This is a genomic window from Ruegeria sp. BB10 (assembly GCF_056535725.1).
In genome coordinates this window covers 2,631,961-2,652,887 of the sequence record NZ_JBQFIW010000001.1, presented here as the reverse complement: position 1 = coordinate 2,652,887, position 20,927 = coordinate 2,631,961, and the positions used below count along the sequence as shown (strand labels likewise).

Genomic DNA, 20,927 nt, shown 5'->3' with positions numbered 1-20,927 from the left:
GACAGGACAATCACATACTAAGATTCGGTGAACAAGAGGGAACACGCGCCTCTAGATGAACCCAAACAATGTCGGCAGGATGAATTCTCGTAACGAGATAATTACAACCAATACCACAAGAGGAGTCAGGTCGATTCCACCGAGGTCGGGCATAATTCGGCGGATCGGCCGGTAGATTGGTTCAAGGATTTTGTTGAGCCCATACCAAATCTGAGCAACCACCTGTTGATGTAGATTTAAAACCTGAAAGTTGATTAGCCAACTCATGATCACGTGAATGATGACAAACCAATAGACAATGCTGAGGATGAGCATCAAGGGACCGTAAATCGCCATCATCTTCGTGAACTCCAAGTTTGTTTCGGGAGAGTTAGTAGTTGGGGCGACAAAGAGCAAGCCCGCGCCATAGAACGCTTGCGAATTGGCCCAAAGCCCCGTCATATGAAAACAACAATAAACAGGGGCGGTTATGGCAGAGATTTCCAAACGCAGGCGCATCTGGGGCTGGTGGTTTTTCGACTGGGCCAGCCAGCCGTATCACACCCTTCTGGTCACCTTTGTCTTTGGTCCCTACTTCGCCGGGGTTGCGGCGGGGTATTTTTCGGGCACCGGGCTAGAGCCGCAGGCCGCCGCCGCGCGGGCGCAGACGGTTTGGGCCAATTGCCTGACCATCACCGGGTTGATCATCGCCTTTGGCGCGCCTTTGCTGGGTGCGATGGCGGATGTGTCGGGGCGGCGCATTCCGTGGATCTTTGCCTTTTCGGCGATGTACGCGGTGGGATCTGCCGCGCTTTGGTACACGCTGCCCGATGGCTCGAACATGTGGCTGATGCTGTCGGCCTTTGGGCTGGGTTTTGTCGGCGCGGAGTATGCGCTGATCTTCATCAACTCTCAGCTGCCTGATCTGGGCGATGACAATGAAGTGGGCGAAATTTCGGGTTCGGGCTTTGCGTTTGGCTATTTCGGCGGGTTGATTTCATTGGCGATCATGCTGTTGCTGTTCGTCGAACAGCCCAACGGCAAGACGCTGATTGGCATGGACCCGATGTTCGGGCTGGATGCGGCGAGCCAGCAGGGCACGCGGTTCGTCGGTCCCTTTACCGCCGGTTGGTTCATCCTGTTCATGGTGCCCTATTTCCTTTGGGTGCGTGATGACCCGGACAGTAACAAGACTGGCAGCCTGCGTGAGGCGCTACACTTGCTGGGCAAATCCATCTCAGACTTGCGGCACCGGGTCAGTCTGGCGACCTATCTGGGTTCCTCCATGTTCTACCGCGATGCGCTGAACGGGCTGTACAGTTTCGGCGGTGTCTATGCACGGCTGGTATTGGAATGGGGGCTGATCAAGATCGGAGTGTTCGGGATTGTCAGTGTTCTGGCCTCGGCCATCTTTGCGTGGGTCGGTGGCAAGATGGATAAGAAATACGGCCCTAAACCAGTTATTTTGGTCGCGATCTGGGTGCTGATCTTTGTCTGCATCACCGTGGTGTCGATGGATCGGACGCAGATTTACGGCATCTCCTTGCCCGAAGGGTCAGGCCTGCCGGATCTGGTGTTCTTTGGCTGCGGAGTTCTGATCGGCGGTATGGGCGGTATCCTGCAATCGGCCAGCCGATCCATGATGGTGCGCCATACCGACCCAAAAACGCCAGTCGAAAGCTTTGGCCTTTACGGCCTGTCCGGCCGCGCGACATCTTTTGCCGCGCCTTTGCTAATCGGGATTGCCACAACTGTTACGGGCAGTGCGCGGTTGGGGGTGTCACCGATCATTCTGTTGTTTATTCTAGGCCTGTTCCTAATGCGCTGGGTTAAACCGGAAGGGGATCAGAGCAGATGATTTTACTACGTTTTTTAGCAATAATCGCCACGATGACATTGGCAGGAGCAGCCGGGGCGCAGCCCTTGGCCAAGCAATTGTTCGGGGCGCAAAAGCAAAGTTCACAGCAAAAACCAGCCGCGTTCGGCAGTTATTCGCGCGGATGTGCCGCGGGGTCGGTGCAACTGCCCGAAACGGGGCCGACATGGCAAGCCATGCGCCTGTCGCGTAATCGCAACTGGGGCCACCCGGAGGCGGTGGATTACGTACAGGACCTCAGCAAGTTTGCGGCCCGGCAACCGGGGTGGAATGGTCTCTATATCGGGGATATCAGCCAACCGCGTGGTGGTCCGATGACTTCTGGTCATCGCAGCCACCAGTTGGGGTTGGACATCGATATCTGGATGCTGCCCGGCGACAACATGCGGCTGTCGCGCAAAGCGCGCGAGAATATCTCGTCGATTTCCCTGCGCCGCGCCAACGGGGCCTATGTGAATGGCAATTGGACGGCACAGCACCACGCCGTGCTGCGTGAGGCGGCAAAGGACAAGCGCGTGGCGCGGATTTTCGTCTTTCCCGGCGCCAAGGTTCAGATGTGCAATGATGAGAAAGGCAACAAGGCCTATCTGCGTAAGATCAGGCCATGGTGGGGGCATCATTATCATTTCCACGTGCGTCTGAAATGCCCCAAGGGCTCGCGCGGCTGTGTCAATCAGGACGCGCCGCCCAAAGGTGATGGGTGTGCCGAGGCGCAGCAATGGGTGCGCAACATCCTCAACCCGCCGCCACCTGACCCGAACGCGCCTGCGCCGAAGAAACGCCGCGAGTATGTTCTGACCGATTTGCCCCAGCAATGCGCCGCAGTCTTGCAATCCAACTGATTGCTATTTTGCTGGCGGGTGCGGTTTGGGCGGTCGAGGTCAAGACGGCCACATACTTAAACAGCTTTGTCTGGCGCCACCCGGCGGAATGGTTTGGCGGGTTTTCGGCCCTGTATATCTCGGACAACGGTCGGCATATGCTTGCGCTTAGTGACCGGTCGGTTCTTGTCCGCGCGACCATTGCGCGGGACGAGGATGACATTACAGGGGTCCGGATCACCGGGAACTGGCCGGTTCTCTCTAGCACAGGACGGCCCCTATCCGGCGAAGCAGGGGATTCCGAAGGCATTGCGGTCGCACCGGACGGTAGCCATTACATCTCATTTGAGTCAGTGCATCGCGTTGCCCGGTACGCGACCCCCGACGCCGAAGCGCGGGTGCTGCCGCGCCCAAAGGCGTTTGAAAATCTGAAACTGAATGGGTCGTTCGAAGCCTTGGCAATCGACAATCAGGGGTGGCTGTATACCCTTCCCGAAAGAAGCCGGACCGAAGCAGGCGACATCCCCGTTTATCGCTGGGACGGGCAGGGTTGGTCGACCCCTTTCGTGTTGCCACAGCGGGGCAAATTCTTGCCTGTATCTGCCGATTTTGGTCCAGATGGTCGGTTCTATTTATTGGAACGAGCCCTGTCCCTGACAGGGTTCCGCACCCGCCTGCGGCGGTGGCAGATCACAGAGGATTCAGTCGGTGCCGAAGAAAACCTGTTTATGACCGGCACAGGCACGCATGACAACCTCGAAGGGTTGTCGGTTTGGCGCGATGATCAGGGGCGGTTGCGCGCCACGATGATCTCGGACGACAACTTTCTGGTCCTTCAGCGCACTGAACTGGTGGAGTATCTGCTACCGGATTGACACATCCCAACCAAAGGTCTAAACGCACGGCTTGCCTTGGGACGGTCCCTTGGCCAAGTCGCCGCTACCTTGTCAAAACGGGCATCTGAAAACATGCAACGCGCTTATATACCCGGCATTATTGCCATGGCCGCCATTGTTGTGGCCTCGAACATTCTGGTTCAGTTCCTGATTTTTGACGGGCTGCTGACCTGGGGTGCTTTTACCTATCCGCTGGCCTTTCTGGTCACCGACATCATGAACCGCGTCTATGGCGTGGCCACGGCCCGCAAGGTGGTGTTCGCCGGGTTTGTCACCGGCATCATCTGTTCGCTGATCGGCAGCCAGATCATGCTGCAAGGTGACGGATTTACCTATGCCGCCGTGCCGCTGCGGATCGCTGTTGCCTCGGGAACGGCGTTTCTGATTGCACAGCTGACTGATGTCACCGTGTTCAATTCGCTTCGCGGTGGTCGCTGGTGGCGCGCGCCGCTGGTGTCGACCCTGGTTGGCTCGGCGCTGGACACCGCGCTGTTTTTCACCATCGCATTCTCAGCTTCTGTCACGGTTTTCGGTGCCAATGCTGATGCGGCGATCAACTGGGCGTGGGAGCCTGTGCCCTTCATGTTGACTGGTCCGATGGTGCCCCTGTGGGTGACGCTGGCCTTTGCTGACTGGCTGGTGAAGTTGTCGCTGGCGATGATTGCGCTGATCCCGTTCAAGGTGATCGTTGCGCGGTTGACCGCGCAGCCTGCGTAAAAAAGTGCTTTGAGAATGGCGCATCTTGTGTCAGGCTCAAAGTTAACCGCAACAGATAGAAAAGGAGGTGATCCAGTGTCGAGAAAGAGATTGGAGAGAGGTGTCGGAACAACCGGGGGGATCGCCTGTTAGGGCAGCCCTTGGCGGAGCGCTCGCTCCGGCTGGTCGATTGATCTAACCGACCCAACCTCCTGTACTTTCGAAGGGCCGTCCCGCCGGGGCGGCCCTTTTTGTTTCTGCTTGTGCCGGATAAGGTCCACTTCATGTTGCGCATCACCGACGATATCACCCTGCAGGACTGGGAAATGACCGAGAGCTTTGTCCGCTCGTCCGGTCCCGGTGGTCAGAACGTGAACAAGGTCTCGACCGCAGTTGAGCTGCGGTTCGAGGCTGCGCGCTCGCCCTCCTTGCCCGATCCGGTCAAAAACAGGCTGAAACGGTTGGCCGGGCGGCGCTGGACCAAAGATGGCGCGATCATCATTCAATGCGAAGAAACCCGCAGCCAAGCCCGCAACCGCGAGATTGCCCGCGCCCGTCTGGCTGAACTGATTGTCCGCGCACTGGAGAAACCCAAGCGGCGGATTGCGACGAAACCCACCTATGGCTCGGTCAAACGGCGGCTGGCGGCCAAAAAAGCGCGCTCGGATGTGAAGGCGCTGCGCGGCAAGGTCGCAGAAGATTGAACTGGCAGTTTCACGGTGCCTTGCTAGTTTGATAGGGCAAGGGAGAGCAAGATCATGAGGTTAGAGGGGAAAACCGCGATTGTAACCGGTGGCGCGTCTGGCTTTGGTGCCGGGATCGTGCAGAAATTCCTGTCCGAAGGCGCGCGGGTCATGATTGCCGATATCAATGGTGACGCGGCCGAGGTTCAGGCAAATCAGCTTGGGCCGAATGCGATTGCTCAGATGGTCGACGTGGCGAATGCAGTCTCGGTGCAGGCCATGGCGGATATGGCGATGGATCGGTTCGGGCAATTGGATATTTTGGTGAACAATGCCGGTGTCACGCATCTGCCGACGCCGCTAGAGGATGTCACCGAAGAGGAATTTGACCGCGTCTTCAACGTGAACATGAAATCGGTCTATCTGACCGCACGGGCGCTGGTGCCAGCGATGAAAGTGCGCGGGGCGGGTGCGATCCTGAACGTGGCCTCGACCGCGGGGCTGTCGCCACGTCCGAACCTGAATTGGTACAACGCGTCCAAGGGCTGGATGATCACGGCCACCAAGACAATGGCGGTGGAACTTGCGCCTTCGGGGGTGCGTGTAAACGCGCTCTGCCCGGTGGCCGGGGAAACACCACTGCTGAAATCCTTCATGGGAGAAGATACGCCTGAAATGCGCGCCAAGTTCCTGTCGACCATCCCGCTGGGGCGTTTCTCGACCCCCGACGACATGGCCAACGCCGCCTGTTTCCTGTGTTCGGACGAGGCGAGCATGATCACCGGCGCTGCTTTGGAGGTCGACGGTGGCCGTTGTATCTGAGGTCCATCCATGATCCCCGGACCCCGTAACCTGATCACCGATGTCTCTGGCCTGAGGGTCGGAAATGCGCAGGACGCTGCGTTGAAATCGGGAACAACTGTCCTGACGGCAGATCAGGCCTTTACCGCGTCGGTCCATGTGATGGGTGGTGCGCCGGGTTCGCGGGAAACCGATCTGCTGGCGCCGGATAAATCGGTCTCGCAAGTGGATGCAATTGCTTTGTCCGGTGGGTCGGCCTTTGGGTTGGATGCCTGTTCTGGCGTCTCGGATGCATTGCGGTCGCGGGGCAGGGGATATCCGGTGGGCGATACTGTGGTGCCCATTGTGCCGGGCGCGATCCTGTTTGATTTGTTGAACGGCGGAGACAAGGATTGGGTTGAAAACCCCTATCGCGCGCTGGGACAGGAGGCCTTTGACGACGCAGATGTGGATTTTGCGTTAGGCACAGCGGGGGCCGGAACCGGTGCTTTGGCGGCGCGGCACAAGGGGGGGCTCGGGTCCGCCTCATTGGTTCTGGACAATGGGGTGACCGTCGGTGCCCTGGTTGCGGCCAACCCGCTGGGCAGTGTGACAACACCCGGCGACCGCCATTTCTGGGCAGCGCCGTTCGAGTTTGGAGACGAATTTGGCGGTTTAGGATCTGATTCAAGTGCCGGTCTCGGCTTTCCTGCACCCAGCCTCAAGGCGCAGGCGATGCGGCTTGCCGAGCCGGATAAGGGCAACACGACAATCGCTATTGTGGCCACGGATGCTGCCTTGTCGAAATCGCAGTGCCAGCGACTGGCAGTGGCAGCACATGATGGCATTGCCCGCGCCATTCTGCCGGCACACACACCAGGGGACGGAGATCTGGTCTTTGCGGTCAGCACTGGCGCGCAGACCATCGACGCCGAAGCCGGCTTGGGGCTGATCGGGCATGCGGCCTCGGTCTGTCTGGCACGAGCTATTGCGCGGGCTATTTATCTGGCGACCCCGGCAGCGGGCGATCTATTGCCCTGTTGGACCGCACCACATGACAAAAGTTAAGGACTGTCTTTATGCCGCAGGGCACATTACCCTCGCGCGGCAATCTGCGCGTTGACTCTTTTTTGCGCCGACGGTCCATTCGGTGCAGCCAATTCGTATCGGAGCAAAACTCATGAATCGTATCCTCGCTACCGCAATTGTCGGCCTGCTGGCCCTTCCTGCCTATGCGGAAGGTGACGCCGAGGCCGGCAAAAAGGCCTTCAATAAATGCAAATCCTGCCATCAGATCGCTGACCCGGCCGGTGAAGTCATCGTCAAGGGCGGTAAGACCGGTCCGAACCTATACGGTATCGCGGGCCGCACCGCGGGTACCGTCGAAGGGTTCAAATACGGAGACAGCATCGTTGAGGCTGGTGAAAACGGTCTGGTCTGGGATGAAGCCACATTTGTCGAATACGCGCAGGATCCCAAGGCGTTTTTGAAAGATTACCTGGGTGAGACATCGGCCAAGTCGAAAATGACCTTTAAGTTGAAGAAGGGCGGCGAAGACGTCTATGCCTATATCGTCAGTGTCTCGGGCGAATAACGTCTGAAAAACCAGACCATTCGAAAGATTGCAAAAGGCCGCAGCCCCCTGCGGCCTTTCGTGCGATTGATAACAGCTTGGATCAAGGTCACCTTGGGGATACGCGGTTCATCATGCCCTTGCATGACTTCGCAGAGCCAAGCCGGTCCGGCGGCAGCCAATTCCATACATCCCGCCGCCCTGGCGGATCGGCAGCAGGAGACGACAGATGGGAATCATGATCCCGGCCTGGGTTGATGGTGAATTGACCCCCGTGGACAAGCTTGAGGCGCATGAAAAGGGCCTGCGGCACAAAGCAGTGTCGGTCTTTGTCGTGCGCGGCACCGAGATCTTGATGCAACGCCGGGCTTTGGGCAAATACCATACGCCGGGCCTGTGGGCGAATACCTGCTGCACCCATCCCGATTGGGGCGAGACGCCCTCGGAATGTGCCGTGCGTCGTTTGCGCGAAGAGTTGGGGATCACCGGCTTGTACCCGGAATACCGGCACCGGCTGGAATATCACGCCGATGTTGGCAACAACATGATCGAACACGAAGTGGTCGATATCTTTCTGGCTCATGTTCGTGGGCCACTTAAAATCGAGCCTAATCCGGACGAAGTCATGGATATCCGGTGGATCGACTACCATGATCTGCTGGCTGAAGTGCAACGACATCCGCAGCGGTTCACGCCGTGGCTGAAGATCTATCTGCACAGTCACGCCGACACGATTTTCGGTCCTGATCTGATCATCTCGGCCACGTCCTGAACGCAACGGCTTGCAAGGGCCGCTCAAGCCGCCTAAATCAACGCGTCATGGCCAAGCAAAAGACAGACCCGAATTACAAAGTCATCGCCGAAAACCGGCGCGCGCGCTTCGATTACGCGATCGAGGACGATATCGAGTGCGGCATCGTGCTGGAAGGGTCCGAGGTCAAATCCCTGCGCGTTGGTGGGTCAAACATTGCCGAAAGCTATGCTTCGGTCGAGGATGGCGAGCTGTGGCTGATCAACAGCTATATCGCGCCTTATGAGCAGGCGAAGGTTTTCAAGCACGAAGAACGCCGCCGCCGCAAGCTGCTGGTGTCGCGCAAAGAGCTGTCGAATCTGTGGAATGCGACCCAGCGCAAGGGCATGACGCTGGTGCCGCTGGTTTTGTATTTCAACCACAAGGGCCGGGCGAAGCTGAAGATCGGCATCGCCAAAGGTAAAAAGCTGCACGACAAGCGTGAGACTCAGGCCAAGCGGGACTGGTCACGGCAGAAACAGCGGCTGATGAAGGATCACAGCTAGAAGGCCATCGCGGCCTCAACCGCGCGTTTCCAGCGATCATAGGCGGCGTCGCGTTCTTGGGCGGACAATTCCGGTTCAAACCGACGATCCAGTGCCCAGGTTTCGGAAAAACCCTGTTGGTCCGGATAAACACCGGCGCGCATGCCGGCCAGCCAGGCCGCCCCTAATGCCGTGGTTTCCTGCATCACCGGGCGGTCGACCTCGGCCCCCAGATAGTCCGACAGCCCCTGCATCGCCCAGTCCGAGGCGCTGGCGCCGCCATCCACGCGCAGTGTCACGTCGGTATCCGCGCCCCAGTCGCCCTGCATGGCGTGCCACAGATCGCGGGTTTGATAGGCGATGCTTTCCAGCGTGGCCTTGGCGAACTCCGCGCGGCCGGAATTACGGGTCAGGCCAAATATCGCGCCACGGCAATCAGGTTTCCAATAGGGCGCGCCGAGGCCAGTAAAGGCGGGGACCAACACGACATGCTGGTTCGGATCGGCTTGTTGCGCCAACTCGCCGCTTTCGGGGGCCGATTCGATGATCTGCAGCGCATCGCGCAGCCATTGCACAGCGGCCCCAGCGACAAAGATCGATCCCTCCAGCGCATAGGTCCGCTTGCCGTCCAACTGATAAGCGATGGTGGTCAGCAGGCGGTTCTTCGATTCAACCGGTTTGTCTCCGGTGTTCAAAAGGGCAAAACACCCCGTGCCATAGGTCGATTTCATCATTCCGGGTTGGAAACAGGCCTGCCCGATAGTGGCAGCCTGCTGATCCCCCGCCACGCCTAGAATCGGGATATTTCCCCCAAATAGGGTCGTATTTCCGAAATCCGAGGCGCAATCGTGTACCTCTGGCAGCATGTTCATCGGCACGTCCAGCAGATCGCAAATCTCGGCGCTCCACGCGCCTTTGTTGATGTCGAACAACAGGGTGCGTGCAGCATTGGTGGCGTCGGTGGCGTGGCTGCGCCCCTCGGTCAGACGCCAAATCAGGAAACAGTCGATGGTGCCAAACATCAACTCTCCGGCCTCGGCGCGGTCGCGTGCGCCCGGCACGGTATCGAGCAGCCATTTAACCTTGGTGCCCGAGAAATAGGGGTCCAGCAACAGCCCGGTCTGGGCGGTCACGTCATCTTCGCACCCCGCCCGTTTATAGCGCGCGCAAATCTCGGCGGTGCGGCGGTCCTGCCAGACGATGGCGTTGTGGAGTGGTTGACCGGTGGTGCGGTCCCAGACCACAGTGGTTTCGCGCTGGTTGGTGATGCCGATGCCTGCGATCTGGTCGGCGGTGACGCCGGTGGAGTCCAACACTTCGCGGCAGACGCGCAGAACGCTCTCCCAGATTTCTTCGGCGTCGTGCTCGACCCAGCCTTCCTGCGGGAAATGCTGGGTGAATTCGTGCTGCGCGGTGCCTACGCGCTGCATATCCGCGTCGAACAAAATGGCCCGCGATGATGTGGTGCCCTGATCAATGGCAAGAATATAGGTCACGCCTGCGCCCCCCCTCCGGTCTGGTTTTGCCGGACTTTAGCGCAAACAATGACGATCGTGCCAGAGCGTTCAGACAGGAATATTGTCGATCAGGCGCACGCCATCCGCCCAAGCCGCCGCAAACAGCCGAGCGGGCCGTGTGGCATGGGTCAGCGGGTCCAGTGTGTCGGCGCAGCGCAGTTGAATATATTCAACTTGAGTGAAGCCTGCCGCCAGCAGATCAGACTCGGCCCGCGCGGCCACAGTTTCAAACGCGGCCCCTGCTTTCAGCGACTGGACCACACCCTGCATGATCCGGTGCTTGTTGGCCGCAATGTTCAACCCCTCGGGCGAGAGGAGGAGGTTGCGCGATGACATCGCCAACCCCGAGGGTTCGCGCACCGTGGGGCAGCCGATCACCTCGATGGGGATGTCCAGATCGCGGGCCATGCGGCGGACGATCATCAATTGTTGATAGTCTTTTTCCCCGAAATAGGCTCGATCCGCCTGCGTTTGCAGGAACAGCTTAGCGACCACAGTGGCGACGCCGTCAAAATGGCCGGGGCGGAATTCACCCTCCATCACATCGGTCAAACCGGCGACTGATACGGTGGTGGCGAAGCCCCGCGGATAGATCTCCTCGGGATCGGGGACATAGATCGCGTCGACACCGTAAGGGGCCAGTTTCTGCGCATCTTCGTTCTCGGTCCGCGGGTAATTGGCCAGATCGTCGGGGTTGTTGAACTGTTTGGGGTTCACAAAAACCGTAACGATCACCCGGTCGGTTCCGACCTTGGCGGCTTCGGCCAGAGACAAGTGCCCCTGATGCAGCGCACCCATGGTGGGGACGACACCGATCGTTTCGCCGTTGCCGTGCCATTTGGTCGTCAGCGCGCGCAAATCACTTAGGCGGCGCAGAATGGGTGCGGTCATGTCTTAGGTCCTTTGGACGGAGCCTGATCGGCAAAGACATGTTCATCCGCTGGAAAGCTGCGGGCGCGCACATCGGAGGCATATTCCGCGATGGCGGCCTCGGCTTGCGGACCAAGTTCGGCATAGCGTTTGACAAATTTCGGTTTAAACGCGGTGAAAAAGCCCACCATGTCGTCCACGACCAGAATCTGCCCATCACATCCGGCTGAGGCGCCAATGCCGATGGTCGGAATCGCGACCTCGGCGGTGATCTGATCAGCCAGGCCTTGCGGTACCTTCTCAAGCACAACGGAAAATGCACCAGCCTCGGCCACGGCATGGGCATCGGCCAACACCGCCTTCGCCTGTTCGTCGCGACCCTGCACCTTGTAGCCGCCCAGCGTGTTGATCGATTGTGGCGTCAGGCCGATATGCGCCATCACCGGGATACCGCGCTTGACCAGAAAGCGGATGGTCTCGGCCATTTCCACGCCACCTTCCAGCTTGACCGCGCCTGCGCCGGTTTCGGCCATCAGGCGGGCAGCATTCTTGAAGGCGTGGGCCGGGTCGTGTTCGTAACTGGCAAAGGGCATGTCGATAACCATCATCGCCCTGTCCAGACCTCGCGCAACGGCCTGACCATGCATCACCATCATCTCCATCGTCACACCCAGGGTCGAGGTCAGCCCATGCAGCACCATGCCGACGCTGTCGCCGACCAGAACAAAGTCGCAATGGGCATCCATCAGCCGTGCCATCGGTGTGGTATAGGCGGTCAAACTAACCAATGGTGTGCTGCCTTTGCGGGCACGGATGTCCTCGGCATTCGGGGCTGTTTTGCGGGCGGTGGCGCTCATGATCGCTCCTGCGGGGTTCATGTTGCAGTGCGGCATAGCAGATTGAACAAGGTTATAGAAACCCCGGTTGCGCGAACATTTCCTTGATTGACCCGAGGTTTAAAGGGACATTGAGTGTAGAAAAGCCTGTAAAACAGCCGGTTCCAAGGATTCAAACAGGGAGAGTTTTTCATGACAAAGCAGATGTTTCGGAGCATTGCGTCGGCTCTGGCGGTGGGTGCCAGCCTGTTTGCCTCGCAGGCTTTGGCCAAATCGGACATTACGATTGCGATGCAGTTGGAGCCGCCACACCTGGACCCGACCAGCGCCGCCGCGCAGGCCATTGATTCGGTGGTTTACACAAATATCTTCGAGGGTCTGACCCGCTTTATGGGTGACGGCTCGGTCGTGCCCGGCCTGGCCGAAAGCTGGGAAATTTCCGAGGACGGCACCGTCTATACATTCAAGCTGCGCGACGGGGTGACCTTTCATGACGGCACCGTCATGGATGCCGAGGACGTCAAATTCAGCCTCGACCGCGCTACGGCCGAAGACAGTGCCAATGCGCAAAAGGCGCTGTTTGCAGGCATCGAAAGCGTTGAGGTTGTGGATCCGCTGACCGTAAAGGTCACCCTGTCCGAGCCGAACGGCAATTTTCTGTTCAACATGGCTTGGGGGGATGCGGTGATCGTCGCGCCCGAAAGCATCGACAACATCAAGACCAACCCGGTGGGGACCGGTGCCTTTACCTTTGGTGACTGGGTGCAGGGCGATAGCATCACGCTAAACCGGAACCCCAACTATTGGGGCGAACAACCTGCGTTAGAGACTGCTACGTTCAAATTCATTTCGGACCCCACTGCCGCCTTTGCCGCGGTGATGGCCGAAGATGTGGACGTCTTCGACAACTTCCCCGCACCCGAAAACCTGCCTCAATTCGAGGCTGACCCGCGTTTTCAGGTGCTGGTGGGGTCGACCGAGGGGGAAACCATCCTGTCGACCAACAACAAGAAACCCCCGTTTGATGATATCCGCGTGCGGCAGGCGCTGGCCCATGCCATTGACCGGCAGGCGGTCATTGACGGTGCGATGTTCGGCTACGGCACGCCCATCGGCACTCATTTCGCACCGCACAACCCTGCCTATGTCGATCTGACCGGCACCTCGGCCCATGACCCGAAACAGGCCGCCAAACTTCTGGCCGATGCGGGGTATGAAGAGGGGTTCGAGACCACCCTGCACCTGCCGCCGCCCTCTTATGCCCGACGCGGAGGCGAGATCATCGCCGCGCAACTGGCCGAGGTTGGAATCAAGGCCGAGATTATCAATGTGGAATGGGCGCAGTGGCTGGAATCTGTGTTCAAGGGTAAGGATTACGGACTGACCATCATCAGCCATACTGAGCCAATGGATATCGGCATCTATGCCCGCCCCGACTATTATTTCCAGTATGACAGTCTGGATGCCCAGACGTTGATGGAGACATTGAACGCGACCACCGATCCGGAGGAACGTAAAAAGCTGTTGGGCGATATGCAGCGCCTGATCGCCACGGACTATGTCAACGGCTACTTGTTCCAATTGGCCAAGCTGGGGGTCGCCAAGGCCGGTGTTCAGGGCCTGTGGGAGAACGCGCCAACGGCCGCCATCGACCTGACCCAGATCAGTTGGTCCGAATAATCGGGTCCGGGGCCGATATCGGCCTCGGATTACCTGTTTCCGAGTGAGCCTGAAAATGAATCTGGTCCGTTTCTTGTGTTTTGTTGCTGTGACTGCCTGCCTGTGTGCGCTGGGCGGCAAGGGACAGGCGCAAAATGTGCTGGATGGTGGGCTCGGTGGTCTGGTTGGCACGCTGGAAAACCCGCTGAAGGTGGGGATCGGCATCCGTATCGATCAGGTTACCAGCGTGGATCAAAAGGCCGAGAATTATGGCGCCGTCGTCGTATTGCGCGCCGAATGGACCGATCCCGCGCTGGCCTTTGACCGCGACACTGTCGGGCGCGAGTTTCAGGTTTTCAATCCGAGGACGCTGGCTGAACATGCCACGGATATCGGGGCGGTGGTTCCGGCGTTTGTCATTCACAACCAGCAATCCAACAAATGGATACACGAATCTGCAGCCTCGCTGCACTATGACGGGCATGTGGTCTATGTCGAGAAGTCCTCTCTGACGTTGCAGGCTCCGCATTTTGATTTCCGAAAATACCCGTTCGACACCCAGGAGTTTTTCTTCGAAGTTGTCTCGATCTTCCCGTCCGAATACGTATCCTACTATCCGCTGGAAAAGTATTCTGGCCTGGGTGATCTGCTGGGCGAGGAAGAGTGGATACTGGACAACCCACAAGTCCTGCATTCGACGGTCATTGGCCTTTCGGGCCGGGACAGCGATCAGGTTGTGCTGGCGTTCGAAGGAAAGCGGCACCTGACCTATTATGTGATCCGGGTGTTCCTGCCGATGCTGGTTCTGGTCTCGGTGGGCTGGGCGCTGTTTTTCCTCGACGAATACCGCCGCCGAATCGAGATTGCCGGGGGCAATCTGCTGGTCTTCGTGGCCTTCAACTGGGCCATCTCTGCTGACCTGCCCAAGCTGGGCTACCTGACGTTTCTGGATTTCATCCTGCAATGCATGTTCCTGATGACAGGGGCACTGATCGTGTTCAACGTGGCCTTGCGCAAACTGAAAGTGTCCGGGCATGAGGACGGGGCCAGAAAGCTGGACAATTACGCAATTAAGTGGATTTATCCGCTGGGCTATGCGTCCATCGTCGCTTACGCGGTTTTTGCCTATCTGTTGGTGCCTTAGGTGCTGGACCCGCGCGATATGTGATCCTAACGTGGCCTCAATGCTCCGCTATGCCCTGAAACGTCTGATATCGCTGTTTATCAGCCTTGTGGTCGCCTCGGTGGTCATCTTCGCCGTGATCGAGGTGGCACCAGGCGATCCGGCCTCGTTCATGTTGGGCGTCAACGCGCAAGAGGACACACTGGCCGCCCTGCGGGCCGAGCTGGGATTGGACGGGTCCAAGATCCAGCGCTATTTCAACTGGGTTGGCGGTATGATGGTGGGGGATTTTGGGATCTCTTACACCTATCGCACACCGGTGTCGCAGATGATTTCGGACAGGCTATGGGTGTCATTGCCGCTGGCGCTTTATGCCCTGACCTTATCGACCCTGATTGCCTTCCCCGCCGGTATTTACGCCGCAGCCCGTCGTGGCAAGCCGGGGGATCTGACGGTGATGGGGGTGACGCAATTAGGTATCGCAGTGCCGAATTTCTGGTTCGCGATGATGCTGGTGCTGATCTTTGCCATCAACTTTCGCTGGTTCAACGCCGGAGGTTTTGCGGGTTGGGACAAAGGCGTCTGGACCGGCCTGCATTCTCTGACATTGCCCGCCATTGCGCTGGCCTTGCCGCAGGCGGCGATCTTGGCGCGGGTCATGCGGTCTTCGCTGCTGGATATACTGGGTGAAGATTTCATGCGCACTGCCCGCGCCAAGGGATTGTCACGCCGTCAAGCACTGTGGCGGCACGGTGTGCGCAACGCGCTGATCCCGGTTCTGACCATCCTCGGGCTGCAGTTCTCGTTTCTGTTGGCGGGGTCGATTATTATCGAGCAGGTGTTTTATCTGCCCGGACTCGGGCGGCTGGTGTTTCAGGCGATCTCGGCCCGCGATTTGGTCGTGGTGGAATCGGTGGTCATGTTGCTTGTTTTTGCTGTCATCACCGTGAATTTTATGGTCGATCTCGCCTATGCCGCCGTGGACCCAAGGCTGAGAGGTCGGTCATGAGCCGCAACCTGCTTCTTGGTTCAGTATTGTCCTCGTTGGTCTTGCTGGCGGCGCTGATGTCCTTTTTCTGGACGCCGTATGATTATGCGGCGCTGGATATCCCCAACAAGCTGGAGCCGCCTAATGCACAGCATTGGTTCGGCACAGATCATTTCGGGCGTGACATGTTCTCGATGATCATGGTGGGGGCTCGTACGTCCATCGCGGTGGCATTGGTGGCGGTGGGGATTGGCATGGCGCTGGGCGTACCGCTGGGCCTGACGGCGGCAGCGCGTAAAGGATCATGGCTGGATGAGGTGATCATGCGCGGCAACGATTTGGTCTTTGCCTTCCCCTCGCTGGTCATCGCCATTCTGATCACAGCGGTGTTCGGAGCAGGCGCGATCAACGCGATCATCGCGATCGGTATTTTCAACATTCCCGTCTTCGCCCGCATCACCCGTGGCGCGGCCTTGTCCCTATGGGAACGCGAGTTCATTCTGGCCGCACGTGTCGCGGGCAAAGGCGCGGCGCGGATATCGGCAGAACATATTCTGCCCAATATTGCGAATCTGCTGATAGTTCAGGGGACCATTCAGTTCTCTCTGGGTATCCTGGCCGAAGCGGGCTTGTCTTATGTCGGTCTGGGTGCGCAACCGCCCACACCCAGTTGGGGTCGAATGCTGGCCGATGCGCAGACAATGGTCAGTTTTGCCCCGCATTTGGCTCTGATTCCGGGGCTGGCGATTATTGTCACTGTGCTGGGACTGAACCTGTTAGGCGATGGGTTGCGCGATTGGCTTGATCCCAGAATACGAGTCGCGCGCGCATGAGCTTGCTGGAGATCGAAAACCTTTCTCTGACCATCCATGAGACCGAGATTCTGAAGCGGGTCAGCTTGTGTATTGGTGCCGGACAAATTGTTGCCGTGACTGGTGAAAGTGGCTCGGGCAAGTCGATGACCGCGCTGGCCGTGATGCAATTGCTGCCAAATGGCGCAAAGACAGAAGGTGCGATCTGGCTGGGACGTCAGAATCTGCTGAAACAGTCTGAACGCGAAATGTGCGCCCTGCGCGGGGCCGAGATTGGGATGGTGTTTCAGGAACCCATGACCGCCTTGAACCCGGTCAAAACCATTGGCGATCAGGTGATCGAAACCATTCTGGTCCACAAGGCCATGTCGCGCACCAAGGCGCGGGCCCGTGCACACGAGGTTCTGAGCCGCGTTGGCCTGCCACCTGACCGTTTCCCGCTGTCGCGATACCCGCATGAATTGTCCGGCGGTCAACGGCAGCGTGTCGTGATCGCCATGGCTATCGCGCTGCGCCCCAAGCTGCTGATTGCGGATGAGCCGACAACCGCGCTGGATGTGACGACGCAGGCGCAGATACTCGACCTGCTCAAAGGACTGGCGCGCGAATATGGCATGGGGCTGCTGATGATCACGCACGATCTGGCGGTGGTGGCAGACATGGCCGACCAGATTGTCGTGATGCGCCATGGAGAGGTGGTCGAAAGCGGTGCAACCACTGACCTGCTGCACAATATGCAGCACCCCTATACACGGAAGCTGTTTCAGGCCTCGGGGCATCAGGTTTCGCTGCCTGAACCGCCCGAGTCCCTGCCATTGCTAGAGGTGAGAAATGTGGTGCGCGACTATAGCTTGCCGCGAAAAGGTCTGTTCGGCAGACCGGATCACCACCGCGCGGTCGATGAAGTCAGCTTTACCCTGCACCGGGGTGAGCGGTTGGGCCTGGTCGGAGAATCTGGCTGTGGAAAATCGACCCTAACACGGGCAATTTTGGGTTTGGAGGACGTGCAGAGCGGTGAAATTTTACTGGACAACCAGCCTGTCTTTGCCGGTCACAAGCCGAACCCCGTTGTGCGACGTAAGATGCAGGTGGTGTTTCAGGACCCCTATGGCAGTTTCAATCCGCGCCACCGCGTCGCCCGCCTGATCACCGAGCCGTTTCACCCGTTGGACAACCCGCCCACCGGCACAGAGCGGCAAGACCGTATCGCCGAAATGCTGACCGCTGTGGGCCTCAGCCCGGATGATGCGAACAAATACATCCATGAATTCTCGGGCGGGCAACGACAGCGGATTGCCATTGCCCGGGCCTTGATCATTCGCCCCGAACTGATTGTGTTTGATGAGGCGGTCTCGGCCTTGGATGTATCCGTCCGGGCACAGATTCTGGATCTGCTGGCCGAGCTGTGTGCCACCTACAACCTGACTTACCTGTTCATCAGCCATGATCTAAGTGTCGTACGGACGATCACGGACCGGGTGATGGTGATGCAGGCGGGCAGAATTGTTGAACAGGGTGTGACCGAACAGGTATTCTCTTCCCCGCGGCACGCTTACACTCGGACCCTGATCGATGCCGCACCGGTCTTGCCCAATATCGGTGCAAATGTCGCGTAATTCCTTTGTTAGAGTCGAAATGGAGGCCAAAATGCCCAATTCTCTCTGGTTCAATCCCGGCCTTTGCCTGATCGGCGGCGATTGGGTCGCGCCTGCGTCACAGCAGACGATTTCAATGATCAATCCGTCTGACGGATCCGAGATCTGCCGGATTGCTCGCGCGAATGCCCCAGATATAGATGCCGCTGTGCAGGCCGCCCAAACGGCGTTGGATGGGGATTGGGGGCGAAAGACAGCGTTGGAGCGCGGCCGCCTCCTGACCCGACTTGGCCAACTGGTTTTGGAGCGCGTAGAGGACTTGGCACAGCTTGAGGCGATGGATGTAGGAAAACCGCTGACACAGGCCCGTGCGGATGCCGTGGCGTTGGCGCGGTACTGCGAATTCTACGGCGGCGCGGCAGACAAGGTGATGGGCGAGACGATCCCCTATCTGGACGGCTACACCGTGTACACGCTGCGCGAACCGCACGGGGTGACCGGGCATATAGTGCCGTGGAACTACCCGATGCAGATCATTGGCCGCTCTGTCGGGGCAGCTTTGGCGATGGGCAACGCCTGCGTGCTGAAGCCAGCGGAAGAGGCGTGTTTGACCGCGCTTGCCTTTGCCCATCTGGCGCAACAGGCGGGCCTACCTGCCGGAGCGCTGAACGTGGTGCCGGGGTTGGGGGCCGAGGCCGGGGCGGCATTGTCAGCGCATCCAGGCGTGCAGCATATCTCATTCACAGGGTCAGTTGCCACCGGCGCGCTGGTGCAACAGGCGGCGGGGCGCAACGTGGTGCCTGTGACGCTGGAACTGGGCGGTAAATCGCCCCAGCTGGTATTTGACGATGCCGATCTGGATGCCGCACTGCCGTTTCTGGTGAACGCGGGTATTCAGAATGCCGGGCAGACCTGTTCGGCCTCGTCCCGTATTCTGGTGCAGCGTGGGGTGTATGAGCAGGTCAAAACCCGCATGGCAACCGCCTACGCCGATCTGACTGTTGGTCCAGCACCCGAAGATTTGCGGGTCGGCCCCCTGATCTCGGCCCGTCAGAAACAGATCGTCGAGGGGTTTTTAGCCAAAGGCGCGGACCTCAACATCGCAGGACAAGGGCGTATCGTAGATCATGCACCCGGCGAGGGGGCATATGTGCAGCCAACACTTTTTGCCGATGTCCCGTCAGATCACCTTCTGGCTCGGGATGAAATTTTTGGACCGGTGCAGGTTCTGATCCCCTTTGAAACCGAGGAGGAGGCGGTTCAGATCGCCAACGCCACCGAATACGGGTTGGTTGCCAGCATCTGGACCAGCGACGGTGCGCGGCAGATGCGGTTGGCGAAACAGCTGCGTTCGGGACAGGTGTTCATCAACAATTATGGTGCGGGGGGCGGGGTAGAGTTGCCGTTTGGCGGTGTCGGCAAGTCCGGTCATGGCCGCGAAAAGGGGGTCGAGGCGCTGTTTGGGTTCTCGCAGGTGAAAACAGTAGCGGCTTACCATGGTTAGGGTCTAAACAATCACTTCGATCGACTGTTGTGCACCCACACCGAAGACGCGCTTATAGCGCTCGATCTCATCCTTAGGGCCCATCGCTTTTTCCGGATTGTCGGATAATTTCACAGTTGGTCGACCGTTGGCGGACACCGCCTTGCAGACCAGAGAGAACGGTGCCAGCGCGTCTTGTGGGACCAGCCCACGGAAATCATTGGTCAGCAAGGTGCCCCAACCAAACGAGACCTTCGTGCGATGAGCGAACTGGCTGTGTAGTTCGTGGATTTTGTCCACGTCCAGCCCGTCCGAGAAGATTATCCGCTTTTGCAGCGGGTCCTCACCGCGCGATTTCCACCAGTTGATGGCATTCTCGGCACCCGTCGCCGGATCGCCGCTGTCGACGCGAATACCGGTCCATCCCGCCAGCCAATCCGGCGCATTGTCCAAAAAGCCCTGCGTGCCATAGGTATCGGGCAGGATGATGCGCAGATTGCCGTCATGTTCCTCGTGCCAGTCGCTGAGGACGTTATAGGGGGCCTGCGCCAGTTCGGTGTCGGATTCCGCCAGCGCGGAATAGACCATGGGCAGTTCATGGGCATTGGTGCCGATCGCCTCAACCTCGCGTCGCATGGCGATCAGGCAGTTCGAGGTGCCGGTAAACGCGGGCCCCAGCCCTTCGATCATTGCCTGCACGCACCAGTCTTGCCACAGGAAGGAATGCCGCCGACGGGTGCCGAAATCAGCAATGCCCAGCCCATCGATGCTGCGCAGGTGTTCGATTTTTTCCCAAACGCGGGTCATGGCGCGGGCATAAAGCACCTGCAGTTCGAACCGGCGCATATTGTTTAGAACGGCGCGGGATCGCAGCTCCATCAATACCGCAAGCGCCGGGATTTCCCACAGCATGACCTCGTGCCACTTGCCCTCGAAGGTCAGTTCATACTGATCGCCTTTGCGCTCAAGGTGGTATGGCGGCAGGCGCAGATTCTCGAACCATTCCATAAAATCCGAGCGGAACATCTGCCGTTTCCCATAGAACATATTGCCACGCAGCCATGTGCTTTCACCCCGGCTGAGGCTAAGTGACCGGATATGATCCAGCTGTTCGCGCAGCTCGCCCTCATCGATCAATTTGGCCAGTGGAATGTGATTCGACCGGTTGATCAGCGAAAAAACCACATCCGTTTGGGGCTTATTTCGAAACACTGACTGGCACATCAGCAGTTTGTAGAAGTCTGTGTCGATTAAAGACCGTACAATCGGGTCAATCTTCCATTTATGATTGTACACGCGCGTCGCAATATCGACCATGGCAGAACTCCTGCGATTTCTGTTGTTAGATCAATAGGTGCATGAATTGGCAAGAGTCGCTAGATTGAAGACAATGACAAGGTGAGGTCACAAATCGAGCATATTGTGTAATCTTTTCATTGGTTAGTGAAAAGAAGGGGTTGGAAGA

General features: G+C 58.6%; 21 protein-coding genes. 16 read left to right on the top strand and 5 right to left on the bottom strand.

The annotated features are described in order from the left end of the window. Window positions 1–51 precede the first annotated feature (51 nt). On the bottom strand, window positions 52–339 hold the full coding sequence (locus ACR3EP_RS13730; protein ID WP_480639028.1) for a YggT family protein: 288 nt from the start codon (window positions 337–339) through the stop codon (window positions 52–54). 130 nt (window positions 340–469) lie between these two features. Between ACR3EP_RS13730 and ACR3EP_RS13725 the strand changes: the two genes are divergently transcribed. The 10 genes from ACR3EP_RS13725 (at window position 470) to smpB (ending at window position 8,600) form a co-directional block, all read left to right on the top strand. Then, window positions 470–1,837 (top strand): MFS transporter, encoded by a 1,368-nt coding sequence (locus tag ACR3EP_RS13725; RefSeq protein ID WP_480638342.1) that lies wholly within the window; start codon window positions 470–472, stop codon window positions 1,835–1,837. Beyond that, window positions 1,834–2,697 (top strand): penicillin-insensitive murein endopeptidase, encoded by an 864-nt coding sequence (gene mepA, locus ACR3EP_RS13720; RefSeq protein ID WP_480638340.1) that lies wholly within the window; start codon window positions 1,834–1,836, stop codon window positions 2,695–2,697. Before ACR3EP_RS13725 ends, mepA begins: the two co-directional genes overlap by 4 nt. Beyond that, the gene (locus ACR3EP_RS13715) at window positions 2,670–3,551 is read left to right on the top strand and encodes an esterase-like activity of phytase family protein (protein ID WP_480638339.1); all 882 of its coding nucleotides are present in this window, start codon (window positions 2,670–2,672) and stop codon (window positions 3,549–3,551) included. The genes mepA and ACR3EP_RS13715 overlap by 28 nt, the downstream gene beginning before the upstream one ends. A 93-nt stretch (window positions 3,552–3,644) precedes the next feature. Next, window positions 3,645–4,289: a queuosine precursor transporter gene (locus ACR3EP_RS13710; RefSeq protein WP_058282690.1), complete on the top strand. Its 645-nt coding sequence runs from the start codon at window positions 3,645–3,647 to the stop codon at window positions 4,287–4,289. Between the two features lie 263 nt (window positions 4,290–4,552). Next, window positions 4,553–4,972, top strand: a complete 420-nt coding sequence (gene arfB / locus ACR3EP_RS13705; RefSeq protein ID WP_170396658.1) for an alternative ribosome rescue aminoacyl-tRNA hydrolase ArfB — start codon at window positions 4,553–4,555, stop codon at window positions 4,970–4,972. Window positions 4,973–5,026: 54 nt separating this feature from the next. Beyond that, window positions 5,027–5,773, top strand: coding sequence for an SDR family oxidoreductase (locus tag ACR3EP_RS13700; protein WP_170410867.1), 747 nt, complete (start codon window positions 5,027–5,029; stop codon window positions 5,771–5,773). 9 nt (window positions 5,774–5,782) lie between these two features. Beyond that, window positions 5,783–6,799 carry a P1 family peptidase gene (locus ACR3EP_RS13695; RefSeq protein WP_170376301.1) on the top strand — a complete coding sequence of 339 codons (1,017 nt, stop codon included), beginning with the start codon at window positions 5,783–5,785 and terminating at the stop codon, window positions 6,797–6,799. 112 nt (window positions 6,800–6,911) lie between these two features. Continuing rightward, window positions 6,912–7,325, top strand: a complete 414-nt coding sequence (locus tag ACR3EP_RS13690) for a c-type cytochrome (protein WP_170349719.1) — start codon at window positions 6,912–6,914, stop codon at window positions 7,323–7,325. 208 nt (window positions 7,326–7,533) lie between these two features. Continuing rightward, entirely contained in the window at window positions 7,534–8,076 is a 543-nt protein-coding gene (idi, locus tag ACR3EP_RS13685) for an isopentenyl-diphosphate Delta-isomerase (protein WP_170349720.1), read from the top strand. Between the two features lie 47 nt (window positions 8,077–8,123). Continuing rightward, complete coding sequence (gene smpB / locus ACR3EP_RS13680) at window positions 8,124–8,600, top strand: SsrA-binding protein SmpB (protein ID WP_170360845.1); 477 nt, start codon at window positions 8,124–8,126, stop codon at window positions 8,598–8,600. Here smpB and glpK read toward each other — a convergent pair. The 3 genes from glpK to panB form a co-directional block, all read right to left on the bottom strand. After that, entirely contained in the window at window positions 8,597–10,075 is a 1,479-nt protein-coding gene (glpK, locus tag ACR3EP_RS13675; RefSeq protein ID WP_480638335.1) for a glycerol kinase GlpK, read from the bottom strand. The genes smpB and glpK overlap by 4 nt on opposite strands. Window positions 10,076–10,144: 69 nt before the next feature. Then, window positions 10,145–10,987 carry a pantoate--beta-alanine ligase gene (gene panC, locus ACR3EP_RS13670; RefSeq protein ID WP_480638334.1) on the bottom strand — a complete coding sequence of 281 codons (843 nt, stop codon included), beginning with the start codon at window positions 10,985–10,987 and terminating at the stop codon, window positions 10,145–10,147. Then, a complete protein-coding gene (gene panB, locus ACR3EP_RS13665; protein WP_170396649.1) occupies window positions 10,984–11,823 on the bottom strand; it encodes a 3-methyl-2-oxobutanoate hydroxymethyltransferase in 840 nt (279 codons plus the stop codon). The genes panC and panB overlap by 4 nt, the downstream gene beginning before the upstream one ends. Before the next feature lie 171 nt (window positions 11,824–11,994). On the opposite strand from panB, the gene ACR3EP_RS13660 reads away from it, so the two are divergent. The 6 genes from ACR3EP_RS13660 to ACR3EP_RS13635 are packed head-to-tail and all read left to right on the top strand — an operon-like array spanning window position 11,995 to window position 19,483. Continuing rightward, on the top strand, window positions 11,995–13,482 hold the full coding sequence (locus ACR3EP_RS13660) for an ABC transporter substrate-binding protein (RefSeq protein WP_170396647.1): 1,488 nt from the start codon (window positions 11,995–11,997) through the stop codon (window positions 13,480–13,482). Window positions 13,483–13,537: 55 nt separating this feature from the next. Continuing rightward, window positions 13,538–14,605 carry a ligand-gated ion channel gene (locus tag ACR3EP_RS13655; protein ID WP_480638332.1) on the top strand — a complete coding sequence of 356 codons (1,068 nt, stop codon included), beginning with the start codon at window positions 13,538–13,540 and terminating at the stop codon, window positions 14,603–14,605. A gap of 40 nt (window positions 14,606–14,645) precedes the next feature. Beyond that, window positions 14,646–15,593, top strand: a complete 948-nt coding sequence (locus ACR3EP_RS13650) for an ABC transporter permease (RefSeq protein WP_480638331.1) — start codon at window positions 14,646–14,648, stop codon at window positions 15,591–15,593. After that, window positions 15,590–16,405, top strand: coding sequence for an ABC transporter permease (locus ACR3EP_RS13645; RefSeq protein ID WP_480638329.1), 816 nt, complete (start codon window positions 15,590–15,592; stop codon window positions 16,403–16,405). The genes ACR3EP_RS13650 and ACR3EP_RS13645 overlap by 4 nt, the downstream gene beginning before the upstream one ends. Next, window positions 16,402–18,000, top strand: a complete 1,599-nt coding sequence (locus tag ACR3EP_RS13640) for an ABC transporter ATP-binding protein (RefSeq protein ID WP_480638328.1) — start codon at window positions 16,402–16,404, stop codon at window positions 17,998–18,000. The genes ACR3EP_RS13645 and ACR3EP_RS13640 overlap by 4 nt, the downstream gene beginning before the upstream one ends. Window positions 18,001–18,031: 31 nt before the next feature. Next, window positions 18,032–19,483, top strand: coding sequence for an aldehyde dehydrogenase family protein (locus ACR3EP_RS13635; RefSeq protein WP_480638326.1), 1,452 nt, complete (start codon window positions 18,032–18,034; stop codon window positions 19,481–19,483). 3 nt (window positions 19,484–19,486) lie between these two features. On the opposite strand, the gene pncB is transcribed toward ACR3EP_RS13635, so the two are convergent. After that, complete coding sequence (pncB, locus tag ACR3EP_RS13630; RefSeq protein WP_480638324.1) at window positions 19,487–20,779, bottom strand: nicotinate phosphoribosyltransferase; 1,293 nt, start codon at window positions 20,777–20,779, stop codon at window positions 19,487–19,489. Window positions 20,780–20,927: the final 148 nt, after the last annotated feature.